This is a genomic window from Microcoleus sp. D3_18_C4 (genome assembly GCF_036702355.1).
In the GTDB taxonomy this organism is placed as follows: Bacteria; Cyanobacteriota; Cyanobacteriia; order Cyanobacteriales; family Microcoleaceae; genus Microcoleus.
In genome coordinates this window covers 199,197-216,010 of record NZ_JAUBTF010000002.1, presented here as the reverse complement: position 1 = coordinate 216,010, position 16,814 = coordinate 199,197, and the positions used below count along the sequence as shown (strand labels likewise).

General features: G+C 44.9%; 11 protein-coding genes and 1 pseudogene. 8 read left to right on the top strand and 4 right to left on the bottom strand.

Annotated features, from left to right (window positions below):
- Nucleotides 1-440 (bottom strand): annotated as a pseudogene (locus tag QUA90_RS01855) (photosystem II q(b) protein); the annotation flags it as partial.
- Between the two features lie 218 nt (nucleotides 441-658).
- Entirely contained in the window at nucleotides 659-2,404 is a 1,746-nt protein-coding gene (locus QUA90_RS01850) for an alpha/beta hydrolase (RefSeq protein ID WP_333443585.1), read from the bottom strand.
- Between the two features lie 286 nt (nucleotides 2,405-2,690).
- Between QUA90_RS01850 and QUA90_RS01845 the strand changes: the two genes are divergently transcribed.
- Together QUA90_RS01845 and ligA are read left to right on the top strand one after the other, a co-directional pair.
- Complete coding sequence (locus tag QUA90_RS01845) at nucleotides 2,691-3,671, top strand: Npun_R2479 family HD domain-containing metalloprotein (protein WP_333443593.1); 981 nt, start codon at nucleotides 2,691-2,693, stop codon at nucleotides 3,669-3,671.
- A gap of 401 nt (nucleotides 3,672-4,072) precedes the next feature.
- Nucleotides 4,073-6,097, top strand: coding sequence for an NAD-dependent DNA ligase LigA (gene ligA, locus QUA90_RS01840; protein WP_333443583.1), 2,025 nt, complete (start codon nucleotides 4,073-4,075; stop codon nucleotides 6,095-6,097).
- A gap of 118 nt (nucleotides 6,098-6,215) precedes the next feature.
- Here the strand turns inward: ligA and QUA90_RS01835 are convergent, their stop codons facing one another.
- Nucleotides 6,216-6,377: a hypothetical protein gene (locus QUA90_RS01835; protein ID WP_333443581.1), complete on the bottom strand. Its 162-nt coding sequence runs from the start codon at nucleotides 6,375-6,377 to the stop codon at nucleotides 6,216-6,218.
- Nucleotides 6,378-6,431: 54 nt separating this feature from the next.
- Between QUA90_RS01835 and QUA90_RS01830 the strand changes: the two genes are divergently transcribed.
- From QUA90_RS01830 to atpC, 4 genes are all read left to right on the top strand, one after another.
- Nucleotides 6,432-6,845 (top strand): hypothetical protein, encoded by a 414-nt coding sequence (locus tag QUA90_RS01830; protein WP_333443579.1) that lies wholly within the window; start codon nucleotides 6,432-6,434, stop codon nucleotides 6,843-6,845.
- 2,182 nt (nucleotides 6,846-9,027) lie between these two features.
- Entirely contained in the window at nucleotides 9,028-9,837 is an 810-nt protein-coding gene (locus QUA90_RS01825) for a PEP-CTERM sorting domain-containing protein (RefSeq protein ID WP_333332041.1), read from the top strand.
- A 132-nt stretch (nucleotides 9,838-9,969) separates the two neighbouring features.
- Nucleotides 9,970-11,427 carry a F0F1 ATP synthase subunit beta gene (gene atpD, locus QUA90_RS01820; protein ID WP_333082925.1) on the top strand — a complete coding sequence of 486 codons (1,458 nt, stop codon included), beginning with the start codon at nucleotides 9,970-9,972 and terminating at the stop codon, nucleotides 11,425-11,427.
- Between the two features lie 177 nt (nucleotides 11,428-11,604).
- Entirely contained in the window at nucleotides 11,605-12,012 is a 408-nt protein-coding gene (gene atpC / locus QUA90_RS01815) for an ATP synthase F1 subunit epsilon (protein ID WP_333058306.1), read from the top strand.
- Nucleotides 12,013-12,103: 91 nt separating this feature from the next.
- Here atpC and QUA90_RS01810 read toward each other — a convergent pair whose 3' ends face one another.
- Nucleotides 12,104-12,403, bottom strand: coding sequence for a DUF7734 family protein (locus tag QUA90_RS01810; RefSeq protein ID WP_333443577.1), 300 nt, complete (start codon nucleotides 12,401-12,403; stop codon nucleotides 12,104-12,106).
- A gap of 406 nt (nucleotides 12,404-12,809) precedes the next feature.
- On the opposite strand from QUA90_RS01810, the gene QUA90_RS01805 reads away from it, so the two are divergent.
- Both QUA90_RS01805 and QUA90_RS01800 read left to right on the top strand, forming a co-directional pair.
- Nucleotides 12,810-13,106, top strand: coding sequence for a hypothetical protein (locus QUA90_RS01805; RefSeq protein WP_333443575.1), 297 nt, complete (start codon nucleotides 12,810-12,812; stop codon nucleotides 13,104-13,106).
- Between the two features lie 286 nt (nucleotides 13,107-13,392).
- The gene (locus QUA90_RS01800; protein ID WP_333443573.1) at nucleotides 13,393-16,788 is read left to right on the top strand and encodes an ATP-binding protein; all 3,396 of its coding nucleotides are present in this window, start codon (nucleotides 13,393-13,395) and stop codon (nucleotides 16,786-16,788) included.
- The last annotated feature ends 26 nt before the right edge of the window (nucleotides 16,789-16,814 follow it).

Here is a 16,814-nt window from a genome sequence, read left to right as displayed (position 1 = left end):
TAAGCGACGCAGATCCAAGGACGCATACCTAAGCGGTAGGACAATTCCCATTCACGACCCATGTAGCAGAAAACGCCGATCAGGAAGTGGAAAATTACCAATTGGTAAGGGCCGCCGTTGTACAACCACTCATCTAAGGAAGCTGCTTCCCAGATTGGGTAGAAGTGCAAGCCAATGGCGTTGGATGAAGGAACAACAGCACCTGTGATGATGTTGTTACCGTACATTAAGGAACCAGCTACTGGTTCGCGGATGCCGTCGATGTCCACTGGAGGGGCAGCGATGAAGGCGATGATGTAGCAGATGGTGGCGCTGAGCAAGGTGGGAATCATCAAGACTCCGAACCAACCTACATAAATGCGGTTGTCGGTTGATGTTACCCACTCACAAAAGCGTTCCCAGACATTGGCGCTTTCGCGCTGCTGTAAGGTTGTTGTCATGGTTTTATGATTGCTGTATTTGGTTGTCAATGTTCGGATGATGTTTATATTATTAACGGTGTTGTTAAGGTTTGTAAAGGGGTTGAGCGACAGTTAAACTGATGAGTGTGATTAGGAAAGCTGATGAAAGAAGAGAGAGGGCCGTAGCTTGCCGGGCCCGACGCCATCGCCCCCGCACGAAAATAGATGCCAGCGTGCACACGCGGCGCACCTCAACCCTAACGAACGGGAGCTATGGGAGGTGGAGAAGGTAGAGGAACAGGAGCGAGGACAGGTGGAGAGACTGGCCTGCGAGCAGGTGGAGAAATCCTGAACTGCTGGAGTTGCTGCAGGGTGAGCGATCGCAAAATTCTCAGTCCGAGAGTGTCTCTGGAGATGCTTAAAGCGTAGGATGGCTCCAAATACGGGCGGAAATTGGATTTATTGTTCAAATAGCTTTCCATGAAAGCTAGGCTGAGTCCGCTGAGATAGCGACGGGCTAAAGCTGGTTCGGGCCCGATGACCTCTGGTGGTGGCAGAAAGAGGCTTTGAGGGGAATCCTCGATCGTTGAGAAGTGAGTCCCGTTGATCATCAATACTAGATATTTGTTGAGCGATGTCAGCCATGTGAACGGTTGAATTTGTTCGAGGAAAGCGGGGGCGACGGTATCGGCGCTGCCTGCGATTACCATGACAGGGATTTTGATGTTGCTGAGGTTAGTTTCTCCCAGAATGCTGCTGGCGATCGGGTTGACGGCGATCGCAGCTTTGATGCGCGGATCGCCAAAATTGTACTGGTTGCGCTCTAGGCCGCGGGCGCGGCACTGCAACAGCAGGGAGAGGTTCCAAGTATCGTTTTCTAGCCGGCAATCATTGTCTAGCTGTGCAAAATTAATCCCCGCCCCGGCTAATGCTAAAGCCGTATAGCCACCGAAAGACTGGCCGATGACGCCGACTCGCTGCAAGTCGAGCTGCCCTTGGTAGGTCGGATCGGTTGTAGAAAGTTTGGTTAAATAATCGAGCAGGTCTTTGATGTCGAGGGGGCGGTTGATAAATTCTGCTGGTTCTGCTACTTCAGTGGCTCTGCCTGTTACTAAGTTTTGGATTTGTTGGGCGTTGCTGCCGGGGTGTTCGGGGACGGCGACGGCAAAGCCGTAGGAGGCTAGGTGTTTGGCTAAATACTCGAAGGAAAGGCGATCGGAACCTAAACCGTGTGAAATTACTACTACTGGGGCCGGTTGCTGACTGCCCTGCGGCAGGTAAATATCCATATCAAACGTGCGAGGGCGATTTGGACTCGTCACAGTTACCGATGATTTTTTCCAAGTATAGGGGCCCGGTAGCTGGGGCTGCTGCATTTGGGCCGGTGGTATGGCGGGTTCCGAGGCTGCTTGTGCTTCGGACAATTGAGCGACTCCGGCGATCGTCTGATTGGAACGGTTGATCAGGGATGTCAGCTCGTTGGCGATACCCAAGGCGCGGGCGATGTCAATCCTGATGCCATAAGTGGGGAATTTCCGCAGCACGTTGAGAATTGTCAGGCCTTCTGGATCTGAGGCTGCTAAAATCAGGGCGGCTCGGATGGCATAAAATCCAGGTTGCCGAGCTTGGGTTTGAATTACTCGGCCTAAGCGTCTCAGCAGCACTTCTCCTTGAGGCGTGTAGAGAAATTGGGCGATCGTCACCTGGCTAATTTCAGCTTTCGCTTGCAGGGCGCTGCGAATCTCAGCTAGCTGAGATTCTTTGATGTACTGAGCGAAGCCGTCCAAGTTCGAGTCTATTTTGCCTTCTTTGGCGAACAGTGCCAGGGACTCGATGGGAACTGATTCTTCTAGCGGCCCGTAAGTTACGTAAATTCGCTCGGCACCCATTGCCGGTGCGGCGGTGCAAACAGCCGTGAAGGCAAACAATCCTAGGTATTTTTGGGCGATCGACCGCCGAGTGCCAAGGGCAGCAGTGGAGAGACTCCGAAACAGACAGTTCATAAGTTTCAAACCTAGGACTTCTAATAATTAGTCAGTGAAACGATGTAAATTGTTTCACTAACATTTAATACCAAAAAATCGATCTGTTGCTTCGGATGCTTCCGAAATTAGGTTATCTTGGGAAGCATAGCCAAAAGAGCAATTTTCTGACCTGACAAGACTAGCTGAAATTAAAAATTCAACGCCGAGGGGTCAAACCTACTGGAATGCCCATTAATTATTTTTTCAGCTATGCAAGATATTTTGGATCAAGTTTGTAACTAAAGCCTGAGTGAGAGAATTTATGATGTTCAATGCAACTGCTATCCTGATTGACGCTTTTGTGCAAGAGTTGCAGGCCGGCTACCGTCGCACCTACGGCAAGTACAAGCCTGACTACCCTGAAATTATCGCCTGGGCAGGGACTATGGCTCTGGAAAATATCGCTAACTGCGATGCTCTATACCACAATGTAGAACACACAATGCTCGTGGCTTTGGTGGGACAAGAGATTCTCCGCGGCAAGCATATTCGCGAAGGGGGAGTGTCGCCCGAAGATTGGCTGCACTACCTAATTTCGCTGCTGTGCCACGATATCGGCTACGTCAAAGGTGTTTGTCGTCAAGACCAAGAAGCTGTGGGACTATATGCTACGGGTATTGACGGGGGCATGGTTTCTGTGCCGATCGGGGCAACTTCTGCCAGTTTAACTCCTTATCATGTCGATCGAGGCAAACTCGTAATTGACGAACGCTTCGGCGGCCACACATTAATTGATGCCGAACAAATCAAGCGCAATATTGAATTGACGCGCTTCCCAGTTCCTGCTAGCGAAACTCATCAAGACCGAAATAATTATTCTGGACTCGCTAGGGCCGCCGATTTGATCGGTCAGTTGAGCGACCCAAATTACCTACGAAAAATAAGTGCTCTGTTCTACGAATTTGAGGAAGTCGGCACTAATAAAATCTTGGGCTACAAGTCTCCGGGAGATTTGCGGCAAAATTACGCCAAGTTTTATTGGAATGGAGTTTTTCCCTACATTCCTGCAGCTTTGAACTACTTGGAATTGACTCAGGGAGGCAAACAAATTATTGCTAACCTCTACGCCAATGTATTTCAGGTAGAACACGCTGAACCGCTCGCTTTCACCAAGCCCAACGCTCAAGAATTCACCAAATCCCGCGCCAATAGCAACTTGAACGGCGAAAAAGAGGGTGAGAATCTTCAACCTTCAATGTCCGGCGAAAACAAGCACTTTGGGGATTTTCCCGACTTGAACTTGTGATTATTTATACCCCGAATTTGGCATAAATAAGGGCGAGTCAGTGGATTTTAAAATTGAGAATTAGGCAGGCGGGACAGGTCTGGCAACGTTCGGCTTTTAATCAGTCGGAGGATTAAAAATTTACTCCATAGATGAATCTGGGAGGTTGAACAAGAGTCGAAAATTTTGGCCGACTGGCGACTCCTGTCGGAAATTAAGTCTCCGTTTTTTGGCAGCGTGATAATTAGGATAAGTTTGGATTTTCTAGTTGCTGAAGCTTTGTTTTAGCTCAAATTGAGATGAATCATCTCAAATCTAAAATTGCTCTGGCAGCAGATAGGTTGCTTGCTCCTTTTTTTTGAGCTAAAATGAAGAGTTATCATCAAAAATTTAACATCGAAAATCGAAAACCTTAAATTGATATGGCAGCAGAAATTCAGCAGCAAATTCAACAGTTGAGGCAGCAGCTACAGGAAGCCAGCTATGCTTACTATGTTCTCGATGCGCCGATCATGCCAGATGAAGTGTACGATCGACTTTATCGCCAGTTGCAAGAATTAGAATCAGGTTATCCTGAATTAATTACTGCGGAAAGTCCGACTCAGCGCGTGGGAGAACAGCCTGCTACTCAATTTTTTAGCGTCAAACACAATATTCCTCTCTACAGTTTGGAAAATGCTTTTAATTTTGAGGAATTTGCTAAATGGCAGGAACGCTGGCAAAGGGTAGCAGGGGATAATCAACAATTAAATGCTGAATATGTTTGCGAGTTAAAAATTGACGGTTCTGCTTTAGCATTAACCTATGAAAATGGGGTTTTAGTTCGCGGTGCGACGCGGGGAGACGGCATTGCGGGAGAGGAAATTACTCAAAATGTCAAAACTATTCGCTCGATTCCTTTAAAGCTCAATTTAGATAATCCGCCGCCTGTTGTGGAAGTGCGGGGAGAGGCTTTTTTGTCTTTAGCTGTGTTTGAGGAAATTAATCGGGAACGGGAAAAAGCTGGGGAACCATTGTTTGCTAATCCTCGCAATGCTGCGGCAGGTACGCTGCGGCAGTTGGATTCTAAAATTGTGGATAAGCGCAGGTTGGATTTCTTTGCTTATACTCTGCATTTAGATAAGGGTAACGAGGGTAACACGCAGTGGGATTCGTTGGAATTGTTGCGAAGGATGGGGTTTAAGGTGAATCCCTATCGCAAAATTTGCTATTCTTTGGATGAAGTTCGCGAATATTACGAATATTGGGATACTGAGCGACGGAATTTGCCTTACATGACGGATGGGGTTGTTGTTAAGATTAATTCTGTTTTGCTGCAAAAACAATTGGGTTTTACTCAGAGGTTTCCGCGTTGGGCGATCGCCCTGAAGTATCCTGCTGCCGAAGTGCCTACAATAGTAGAAGCGGTCACCGTGCAAGTAGGGAGAACCGGGGCTCTGACGCCTGTAGCGGAACTCAAACCGGTGCAATTGGCGGGGACGACGGTTTCCCGCGCTTCTCTCCATAATAGCGATCGACTTTCCGACCTAAATCTCCATATTGGCGATACTGTGATTGTCAGAAAAGCTGGAGAAATTATACCCGAAGTTGTGCGAGTTTTGCCGGAACTTCGCCCCCACAATGCTCAACTTTTCCAACTTCCTAGTTGCTGTCCTGAATGCGAACAGCCTGTAGTTCGGGAAAAGGGGGAGGCCGTTACTCGCTGCATCAATACATCTTGTCCAGCAATTTTGAGGGGTTCGCTGATTCATTTTTGCAGCCGGGATGCTCTGGATATTAACGGTGTTGGCGAAAAGTTGGTGCAGCAGATGGTTGATAGCAATCTGGTGCATTCTGCGGCGGATCTGTACGATTTGACAGCGGAAAGATTGATGAGTTTGGAACGCATGGGTAAGAAGTTAGCAGAAAAGTTGGTAAGTGCGATCGCCCAATCAAAAAATCAACCTTATTCGCGCGTACTTTACGGCTTGGGCATCCGCCACGTCGGCAGCGTGAATGCTCAATTGCTGACAGAAAGGTTTGCAAATGTGGAAGAGTTAGCAGGAGTATCGGCGGCATCGATTGAGGGCGTTTACGGCATCGGGCCGGAAATTGCTCAAGCTGTTTATCAGTGGTTTCGAGTGCCGGCGAATCAAAGTTTAATTGCACGGTTGAAAACTGCAGGCTTACAATTGCAGTCAGAAGTAAAAAATCCCAATTTAGCCAGCACAAATTTACAACTTGCAGGCAAAACTTTTGTGCTTACCGGAACTTTGCCCACTTTGAAACGAGATGAAGCTAAAGATTTGATTCAAAAAGCAGGAGGTAAAGTCACCAGTTCGGTGAGTGCTAAAACTGATTATGTGGTTGTGGGAGAAGATGCGGGTTCTAAGTTGGAAAAGGCTCAATCTTTGGGGGTAGAACTACTTTCGGAAGTTGAGTTATTAGAACTGTTATCGAAACCCTAAATTATTGGTGAAAGTCAATATATCTATCTTTTTTCTTTCTCTGCGCCCTCTGCGCTCTCTGCGGTTTGTAAAAAAGCTGATTCACTTGAGCCGTTTTCCGAGAACATCACCAACTATTTTATTGCGCCAGGTGCAAAATAGCCGATCGCGAATTGGGCAATACCTCAAAAGGCATAGAAATCGCGATCGCACTTGGTGAATATACATACTTCCCCGGCGGTGCTGCCCGAATCTGTTGTCGGTACAGGCTAGTTTTGCTAAAATTTGATAAAGTTTGCAATAGCGATCACAACTGCGAGCTTAGCCAAATCCCAGCAATCATAGGAGATACATTATGTCGGAAATTCCAGCAGAACAAACACAAACAAACTTGACAACTCCAGAAATAACTACCGAAACCTCACTTTCTGGAGTGGAAAACGTGAAAAACAGTGTGGGAAATGTCCTAAATAGTTGGAAGTTGAAAGCAGGATTAGCCGTTGCTGTACTTTTGGGAGTTTTGCTATTTGCTTTCTACTGGCAGCATATGATTGCAGTCGTAGGTATGAAGAGTTGGTCAGCGCGATCGGGAGCTAACCCGATCGAATGTATGGTAAGAGATACTAATAATGACGAGTATGTCAGTTGCAGCGCCCTCCTCGATCAGCAGATTGTCCCTCTTGAGTGCAGTTCGAGTTTGTTCAATATCGGCTGTCGAGTCAATTACGGAACTGCGGCACCAAATCCGAGACAAGTCAACCCTAGATAGAGCATCTGCGGGTTAGAGAGAATTGTTCAAGAAACTGATTTGCTACTTAAAATATGGGACTTACAAAAAAAATCTCATCGTGAAAATACTGCAGCAATAAGGATGAGAAAACTCTTGTTTTTCTCGTTGTAAATTAGCAGGTAATGAAAGTTACCTGCTATTGCCATGAGGTAATCTGTGATAGATGATGTGCGCCAGTATATTAATGTGAAGATTTCACATTTAGCATGGGTATCAAAGCATCCTCAGCTACTATAATAGATCAGTGCGCTCGCCCATCATGATTGCTGACTATCTTTAATAACATTTTCTTCTATCATTGAAACCTGAAAATGATCGAGATTAACGGCTACGAGATTCTCACTCAAATCTACGAAAGTATCAACTCCACCGTTTATCGAGGCATCCGCCAACAGGACAACTAAGCCGTCATCCTTAAATTCCTCAAAGAAGACTATCCTACCCCCCTCTGCAGGGTAAACGCATCTTAACTTTAACCCAACATATGTTACAATTAAATCCGAGTAAATTTTAATGTAGTTTATTGTAGTTTATTGATGCTATCAATAGCCAGAGGTTTTAGTAAAGCTGTAAAATCCCAACAAAAACAAATAGATTCATTGGCTTACCTGAATATTTTAAATGCCAGTTTTTTAGAACATTTTGCCAAGTTGAAGAGCCCAAGAATAGAAAGAAGTAAATAACATTTGCTCAAAGATATTAGATCGATTGCGATTTTAGCTGTCATCAGCGGTGTCGACGGATGGGCAGGAACATAAGTCTATGGTAATGCCAAATATGAATGGTTGAAAAGCTTTCTAGAATTACCCAATGGTATAATCTCATGACAAGTTTAGTCTCCTTATTTGCCCGAATTGAACCGCCGCAGTTTCAAAAATGTTTTTTGAGTTGGGTAAATGCGATAGTCGGGGAAGTCTAACTAGAAGTGATTGCCATTGATGGCAAAACAATAAAACAATCTTATGACCGTAATGACCAGCAAAAAGTGCTAGATATAGTTACTGCCTAGTCTTCATCTCATCAATTATTTTTAGGCAAAAAAGGGGATAAAATTTTTCATGAGCTAACAGCCAATCTTAAGGTTCTGATTTAATCTGCTCAATTCGGGTGAAAATTAAGAATTTTAAGAAGGTTTTTTTAGTGATTTAGTAATGCACAAATTCACGCTTTTGTCAAATTAATTGAGATGTGTTGACCCTGATTATATGATGACTTTTCTCAACTGCTTTTGTAAAGCTTGATTGAGATTCTCTTACCATGAAGATTGTGTTTAAAGTGCGATCGTATTTATTTCTACTATTTTTACTCCTCAAAATTTCTCATGTCAATAGGAGCAGCCTATTTTTGGCGATCGAATAATTAGGACTAAAAAAATGCAATGTATGTTTTTAATTACTATGCTTTACGTAAAAACAGTTTTTTTACTAGGAATCAGGCGCGGGAAATGAAACTTGGTGTCTTTTTTTGACTTTCACTGCTTCCCTGACCCAATTACCTTAAAAAACCGGGTTAAAGCGTCCGGGACTGTGGGTGAAAATATAGCAGCTAACGCGAGGTTTATGGGTTTAAAAAGCTCGGAATATTAGTCAAAAGTACGTAAGTATCGATGTCTGTTCTCCCGCTTGCTTAGAGTGGCAAAAAACTCGCTCAAATCCCTACTCGCGGTCTCCCCCCGCTTCTTTCTGCATCGGCCGAGCATCTTGCAGCGCGCTTTCAGGAGCAACGAACCGAACAGCCGACTTTCTCTCAAAAACTTTATATTTTATAGATGAACTTTACCAAAACTTCATAAAGCTCGATTAAAATTTTTATGTATTTTTGATGAAAGCCAATATTTGCAAGTCCTGCACTCAACTTTAGACCGTTACCGAAACGAAGTAAATGTAGTAGTTTGGAAGTCTAGGCAGGATGAAAATCTTGCTCTGACAGATTAAACTGTGGCAATGTGGTGTCAGTGAAAACTCTTAGAAGAAGCACTCATTTACTCTAAAACACCCTTAAGTGATATCTGTATGTAGATTCACTGGTGTGGAGCCTCTTCTTTAGGTTTGACGATCGCCCTCAATATAGCAGGCTCGCGATCGTCTATTCGCGTCACGGCAACATGGCATTTAGGGCATTTTCCGCCTTACTACCTAACAATACTGGAGGAATCAGGGTTATGACTACCTTAACGCTAGTCAAAAAAACATCTTTTACAGTCGCCAGCTTGGCAACCACAATGTTGCTCGGCATCTGCCCGCCCGTCCGAGCTTTCATGTTGGGCACTGGCGGCATCCAGTTCGAGCAAGATACAAAGATCAACTTTAGATTCAACAAGTCTGTCAGCCCTTACCAGTCAAGCTTGTGGGTTGCCCAAGCTGAGCCAGAAAACAATGGCTACACCAACATCGCTAGACTGTTTTACGAGACTAAAGCTTCAGATAACGGCTCGGCCAACAACTGGGAAGGAACCTTCGGCAACGCAGTCACCTCCGAAAACGGCTCCATCACCCAAACCTTCACATTTTTGCAGGATAAAATTTATGCCCTGCTGCTGTGGAGTGACACGGGGAGCGGCAAGCCTTTCGAGCAATACGTCTCGTCGAGTACCTTCATGAACAGCCCCCAATGGTTTGCCCCCGGCACTCAGTTCCGAAGAGATGAATGTCTGGTGGCGGGATGTCAGCTTGCTGTGTTTGGTGACTTTAAGCTCGACTACAACTCCAGCGACTCATTTGCAAACATCAACGGCGGTAAAGGCCCAGAGCAATTTTCATCGCTCACAAAGGAGCAACTGGCTAAGGGCACAACAAGAATCTCCTTCGACGATGCCAAAAAAGGAACCCAGCTTGACTTCAAAGACTTCACCGTGTCGGCTGAGTTAGCCCCCGAACCAGTCCCCGAACCTGTCACAGTATTCGGGACTATGCTGGGTATCGGGGCTTTGGCTGCGACTCGCAGAAAAAAAAAGCGAGGGCAGGAACCATAAAAATGACTCTTAACGAGCCCCATACAAATCTAAATAGTGCGTCTGTTCAGTGGTAATCTGAGGAATAGCATTTCTAAATGTTAAGACTTTTTCCATAACGGGAAAAATAGCATCCTAACAAAGGCACTATTCATGGTATCCACCGCAACAAAAACGAACGTAGGCTACATCACCCAAATCATTGGGCCGGTTGTAGACGTAAAATTCCCAGGCGGCAAACTGCCCCAAATCTATAACGCTCTCACGATTTCCGGCAAAAACGAAGCAGGTCAAGACATTGCCGTTACCTGCGAAGTTCAGCAACTGCTCGGAGACAGCCAAGTGCGTGCAGTTTCCATGAGTACCACCGACGGCTTGGTGCGTGGCATGGAAGTAGTAGATACCGGGGCATCGATCCAAGTTCCCGTCGGAATCCCAACTCTCGGCCGGATTTTTAACGTCATCGGCCAACCCGTAGACAACCTCGGCCCGGTCAATACTTCCGAAAGTATGCCCATCCACCGCAACCCGCCGGCTTTCACCGAACTGGAAACCAAGCCTTCGGTGTTTGAAACTGGGATCAAGGTGATTGACCTGCTGGCCCCCTACCGTCGCGGCGGCAAAATCGGTTTGTTCGGCGGCGCAGGCGTCGGCAAAACGGTGATTATGATGGAACTCGTGAACAACATCGCCAAGGCTCACGGCGGCGTGTCCGTGTTCGGTGGTGTAGGCGAGCGCACCCGCGAAGGTAATGACCTCTACAAAGAAATGATCGAGTCGGGGGTTATTAACGAAGAAGACCGCAGCAAATCAAAAATTGCTCTGGTTTACGGTCAAATGAACGAGCCGCCTGGTGCTCGGATGCGCGTGGGCCTGTCGGCTCTGGCGATGGCCGAATACTTCCGTGATGTCAGCAAGCAAGACGTGCTGCTGTTCATTGACAATATCTTCCGGTTCGTGCAAGCGGGATCTGAGGTATCGGCTCTGTTGGGTCGGATGCCTTCGGCTGTGGGATATCAGCCGACTCTCGGTACAGACATGGGCGACTTGCAAGAACGGATTACTTCGACTACCGAAGGTTCTATTACTTCGGTTCAAGCTGTGTACGTACCTGCGGATGACTTGACTGACCCCGCACCGGCTACGACTTTTGCTCACTTGGACGCTACAACTGTGTTGTCTCGCGGTTTGGCTGCGAAGGGGATTTATCCTGCGGTTGACCCATTGGATTCTACGTCTACGATGTTGCAAGTTAGCGTTGTCGGCGAAGAACACTATGGTGTTGCTCGTCAGGTGCAGTCTACTCTGCAACGCTATAAGGAATTGCAAGACATTATTGCAATTTTGGGCTTGGACGAGCTGTCGGAAGATGACCGCTTGACAGTTTCTCGCGCTCGCAAAATTGAACGGTTCTTGTCTCAACCGTTCTTTGTGGCTGAAGTGTTCACAGGTTCCCCCGGCAAGTACGTCAAGCTGGCAGACACCATTAAGGGCTTCCAGATGATTTTGGCTGGCGAACTTGATGAATTACCTGAACAAGCTTTCTATTTGGTGGGCGATATCAACGAAGCGATCGCCAAAGCTGAAAAAATGAAAGCTGACGCCAAGTAATTTTAGTCATTAGTCAGTAGTCAGCAGTCATTAGTCATTGGTCATTAGTTGTTAACTATTAACAGTTAACAGTTAACAACTAAGTGACTGATGATGGCCGACGGCTGACTACTGACTAATTACTAATGACTGCTGACTGCTGACTAATGACTAATGACTAATGACTAAGGACAATTTATGACATTAACTGTGCGCGTAGTGGCCCCAGACAAAACTGTTTGGGATTCTAATGCTGAAGAAGTAATTCTGCCGAGCACCACAGGCCAACTGGGTATTTTAAGCGGTCACGCTCCAATGTTGACAGCTTTGGATACCGGAGTGATGCGCGTCCGTCCCGGCAAGGAATGGGTGTCTATTGCTCTGATGGGTGGCTTTGCAGAAATCCAAGAAAACAAAGTTACTATTCTTGTCAACGGCGCTGAAAAAGGCGAAACCATTGATAAAGAAGCTGCTCGTACTGCTTACACCGAAGCAGAAGCTCGTTTGCAAAAGGCTACTACCGGCACTTTGCAAGAGCAAATTCAAGCTAAGCAAGCAATCAAACGCGCGAGAGCTCGTTTCCAAGCTGCCGGCGGCACGCTCTAGCTCTAAGGTTAAGGACATAGTGCTTTTGTAGTAGGGACACAACATTGTTGTGTCCCTACTGTTTTTCTCGCGTTGTGTCCCTAATGTTTCGCTAAACTCCCGCCTCGGACAATAGAGATTGCATTGTTTCCCAAGATAACCCCTGCTGAAGATAGCGGGGGTTATTTGGATTGTAGGGACTCTCCACGCGATCGACACTGACAATTTTTGCTTCCTCGGGCAAAACAGCAACCTCTGGATCGAAAGCGGTCGATCGCGTCAGGGAGCTAGAAAAGCCTTTAAAAATAGCAATTTCATCGAATTCGCCGTCAATTTCGGCCTTAACGATTAAAACTTCGTGCGATCGTTTTACTGTGTATTGTTCCAAGCGACGAGCAATAGAGTCAGCCATAGCAAATCTCACTTTCCTGAAATCTGCTATAATATAGCTTAGTTTTGTGGCTAACTTCAGGGACATCCAGCTAAATTTTTATTCTTAAGTATACCTTTTTTTACAGCAGGAAGTAAGCAGACATCATATAAATTTTGTAAAAAACCTCGGAAAAACTTTCCTGCTGCCAAACCTACTTGTCCGATATTTTATGAACCACAGGAAGACTAGGTTGCAATTATCATTTATTAGTCAAAATTTTATTAAACGGCGTTTAGCTTGGGAGATACGCTGCTATTTATTCTAGTTTTTTGCTTGAGGTCAGCTCTGGTAAATTGCCACTCAAAGCTAATAAATAAATGTTTACAGGGCGGGAATTCTAGTTAGTGACTCTATTCTAGAGCGTTTGGGCGATCGAGAAAAATATATGTGCCGATTTGTCGATAGAGTCACAGTAAAATGCCAAAAATCAGGCGTGTCGGTGTTTGAAATTTATGATGCAGAAACAGAACAAAGCATTGAACTAAAACAGGAAACTGCTGCTGAGTTTCAAAAAGGTCTGGAGCTTTATTTCGAGCAAAATTTTACTGAAGCGCAAAAATTATTCAATAAGATTTGCGGAAGAAATCCTCAAGATAAGTTACCAGCAATTTACTGCCAGCGCTCTCTAAAGAATGGAGTGCCTGAAGGATGGTCGGGGATAGAAGCTTTGGATGAAAAGTAGTACAAGTAACCTCTATCATGAAAAGTAGTGATACAGATATATTGTATGTGAGCATCGGTAGGGACATGGCAATGCCTTGTCCGGCGCGGGGAGTAGGACACGAAAATGCCGTGTCCCTAGGGTTCGCTTTGACTTTTAATAATTTGATATAAGATTAAGGATGGTAGAAACGAGATCAGGTCTTCCTTGCGTAAGTTGTGCTTAAGTGCTAAATGGTTTATAATACTTACCAACCGTAAGCTTTCTCTCCAAGTCTTAACTGGGTTTTTCAACCTAAACTAATGTTATGTCCACTCTTTCTCTCAAGCACTTAGTGGCAAAACTTTCAAGAAAAGCAACGCTGCAAACCGTACTCATAGTTCCGTTTGTCTTGCAAGTATTTGCAGCGGTGGGTATTGTAGGATATTTATCATTTAGGAACTCTCAAAGAGCAGTGAATGACCTGGCGGGTCAATTGATGGGGGAGGTGAGCAATCGCATTGAGCAAAATTTGAGAACTTATCTGCAAACTCCGCACCAAATCAATCAAAGCAAGCTGGATGCGGTGAAACTGGGTTTTGTAAACATGAAAGACTTGTCCGCTTGGGAAAAGTATCTGTGGCGACAAGTGCAATTATATCCTTATATCAATTTTACGTCGATAGCTAATCAAGATGGAGAATATCGCACTGGCGAAAAGATGTCTAACGGCACTTTATTGATTAACGCATCGGGCCCATCGACAAATTTTGATTTTTATTCTTACAATACTAATGATACGGGCGATCGCACTACAGTAGCCGCCTCCGTTAAAAACTTTGACATCCGGCAGCACCCTTCCTACGCCTATGCGGCTCTAGAAGCCAAACCAACTTGGAGTTCAGTCTATATATCATTCCTAGAACCCACCTTGATTCTCAGCGCCCTGCAACCAGTTTACAACAGCCAGAAACAGCTAGAAGGAGTATTAATTGCTGCGTTACGTCTCGACAGTATCGGTCAATTTTTAAACAGCCTCAAAATAGGTAAATCTGGTCAAACATTTATTATCGAAAGAAACGGCACGCTGCTGGCAACTTCCACACCCGAAAAACCTTTCCGCAGCCAAAACGGTCAAAAAGAACTGTTTAAAGTTACAGAAAGCAGCGATGCAGTAACGCAAACTACAGCTAAATATTTAGAAACTCACTTTCAAAACTTCCACCAAATTACAAAAGCGCAGCAAATAAATGTTGAGATAAACGACCAGAATAAATTTTTAAAAGTCCTGCCCTTCCAAGACGACAAGGGTTTAGATTTGCTGATTGTAGTCGTCGTTCCAGAAGCCGACTTTATGGAACAAATTCATGCCGGCAACCGAACTACAGTTTTGCTATGCTTGGCAGCTTTGGGCATGGCAACTGTGTTAGGACTTCTCACTTCTCGCTGGATTATCAAACCTCTTATAAAATTAAAAAATGCAGCAATAGCTTTATCTGAAGGACAATTTGACCAAACTGTAAAGCTTGATCGCTCCGATGAGTTGGGCGTACTTGCCGCTGCTTTTAACAGCATGGCAGCACAACTGCAAGCATCTTTTACTGCCTTAGAAACTAAAAATATCGAATTGCAGCGACTCGACAAACTGAAAGACGAATTTTTAGCCAATACTTCCCACGAACTCCGCACTCCCCTCAACGGCATTATTGGGATTGCAGAATCTTTAATAGACGGTGCTACCGGACAACTGCCAGACTTAACAAATTTTAACTTAGCTTTGATTACATCTTCGGGGAAAAGATTGTCTTCTTTAATTAACGATCTTCTGGATTTTTCTCAGCTCAAACACAAAAAGCTCGAACTGCAAATTAAGTCTATCGGCCTTCGAGAAATCGTCTCTGTAATTCTCACTTTGTCTCAGCCATTAGTAGGCAAAAAAAACTTGCAGTTGATTAACTCAGTCGCTCCTGAATTGCCGCCAATAGCAGCAGACGAGAATCGGTTGCAGCAAATACTTTACAACTTAATCGGCAATGCGATTAAATTTACCGAAAGTGGCAGAGTAGAAATTTCAGCAGAATTGGTAACGGGCAAGGCACAATCACCCCTTAATTCCCAATTAGCAATTACTGTATCCGACACCGGTATTGGCATCCCCGAAGATAAATTAGAGCGAATTTTTGAATCCTTTGAACAAGCTGACGGTTCCACTGCTAGAGAATATGGTGGCACTGGTTTAGGGTTAACGGTTGCCCAACAATTAGTGGAATTGCACGGAGGTAAAATTTGGGTATGTTCAACTGTAGGCGTCGGTTCCCAATTCATATTTACTTTGCCCGTATCTGAGAGTCAACCGGATGTTAGCAGCCTGCAGCCGCTTTTAAGCGAGAATTCTCCCATTTTTATCACTCCTGAATTGGGCCGCAAATCATCTCTAATAAATTCTCCGATATCAGACAATAGCGACTTGCTAGAAACTGAAAAAATAAAAGTTTTGGTAGTCGATGATGAACCCATTAATATTCAGGTAATCATTAACAGTCTTTCTATAGAAAACTACGAAATAACTCAAGCGAGCAACGGCTTAGAAGCTGTAAATCTGATTGAATCAGGATTTAAGCCGGACTTAATTTTACTCGATGTAATGATGCCGCAGATGACTGGTTATGAAGTGTGTCGAGAAGTCCGCAAAAAATACTCGCCGTTAGAAATGCCAATTCTGATGCTGACGGCCAAAAATCTAACTACCGACTTGGTAGAAGCTTTTAACTTAGAAGCAAATGATTATGTAACTAAACCTTTTATCAAAAAGGAATTGTTGGCGAGGATTAATACGCAAATTCGCCTAGCAAAACTGAATGCAGCCTACGGCAGGTTTGTGCCACACGATTTTCTCAACTTGCTGGAAAAGCCGAGTATTATTGAAGTAAAACTAGGCGAAAATCAGGAAAGAGATATGACAGTGCTGTTTGCTGATATTCGCTCGTTTACGGCGCTTTCAGAACAGATGACACCACCTGAAAATTTTGCATTTATTAATACTTATTTGGGAAAGGTTAGCCCTGCAATCAGGAAAAACAACGGGTTTATTGACAAATACATTGGTGATGCAGTCATGGCACTGTTTCCTACATCTCCTGATGATGGTGTACGAGCAGCAATTGATATGCAGAAAGAAGTGAATATCTACAACCAGCAGCGAGAAAAAAATGGCTTGTTTCCGATCGCGATCGGCGTCGGTTTGCACGCGGGCAATTTGATGTTGGGTACAATTGGCGAACGAGAACGGATGGAAAGTACGGTGATTGCTGATGCCGTCAATCTCGCGTCTCGTTTGGAAGGATTGACTAAGGTTTACGGATCGGGCATTCTAGTTAGCGGTGCAATTATCGATCGCCTAGACGATCCAGAAAAATATAAGTACAGATTTGTCGATCGAGTAACTGTGAAAGGAAAGACAAATGCTGTGTCGGTATTTGAAATTTACGATACAGAAACAGAGCAAAGCATTGTACTCAAGCAGCAAACTGCAGAAGTTTTTCAAGAAGCTCTCAATTTTTACTACGAGCAAAAATTTGTTGCCGCCCAAAAAGTATTTCAGAATATTTTACAAATCAATCCGGACGATCGGGTAGCAATGCTGTATTTCAAACGCTCTCGCAAGTATCGAATGTACGGAGCGCCGGAGGGGTGGTCTGGGGTGGAAACTTCGACGGAAAAATAGGGCGCACACTGCACGCCCTACTCTCT

Excerpts from the sequence above, each read along its gene's own strand:
- QUA90_RS01810 (WP_333443577.1), bottom strand. The coding sequence starts at position 12,403 with ATGGCTGACTCTATTGCTCGTCGCTTGGAACAATACACAGTAAAACGA.
- QUA90_RS01850 (WP_333443585.1), bottom strand. The coding sequence starts at position 2,404 with ATGAACTGTCTGTTTCGGAGTCTCTCCACTGCTGCCCTTGGCACTCGG.
- QUA90_RS01830 (WP_333443579.1), top strand. The coding sequence starts at position 6,432 with ATGTCGGAAATTCCAGCAGAACAAACACAAACAAACTTGACAACTCCA.
- atpC (WP_333058306.1), top strand. The coding sequence starts at position 11,605 with ATGACATTAACTGTGCGCGTAGTGGCCCCAGACAAAACTGTTTGGGAT.
- QUA90_RS01845 (WP_333443593.1), top strand. The coding sequence starts at position 2,691 with ATGTTCAATGCAACTGCTATCCTGATTGACGCTTTTGTGCAAGAGTTG.
- QUA90_RS01805 (WP_333443575.1), top strand. The coding sequence starts at position 12,810 with ATGTGCCGATTTGTCGATAGAGTCACAGTAAAATGCCAAAAATCAGGC.
- ligA (WP_333443583.1), top strand. The coding sequence starts at position 4,073 with ATGGCAGCAGAAATTCAGCAGCAAATTCAACAGTTGAGGCAGCAGCTA.
- QUA90_RS01800 (WP_333443573.1), top strand. The coding sequence starts at position 13,393 with ATGTCCACTCTTTCTCTCAAGCACTTAGTGGCAAAACTTTCAAGAAAA.
- atpD (WP_333082925.1), top strand. The coding sequence starts at position 9,970 with ATGGTATCCACCGCAACAAAAACGAACGTAGGCTACATCACCCAAATC.
- QUA90_RS01825 (WP_333332041.1), top strand. The coding sequence starts at position 9,028 with ATGACTACCTTAACGCTAGTCAAAAAAACATCTTTTACAGTCGCCAGC.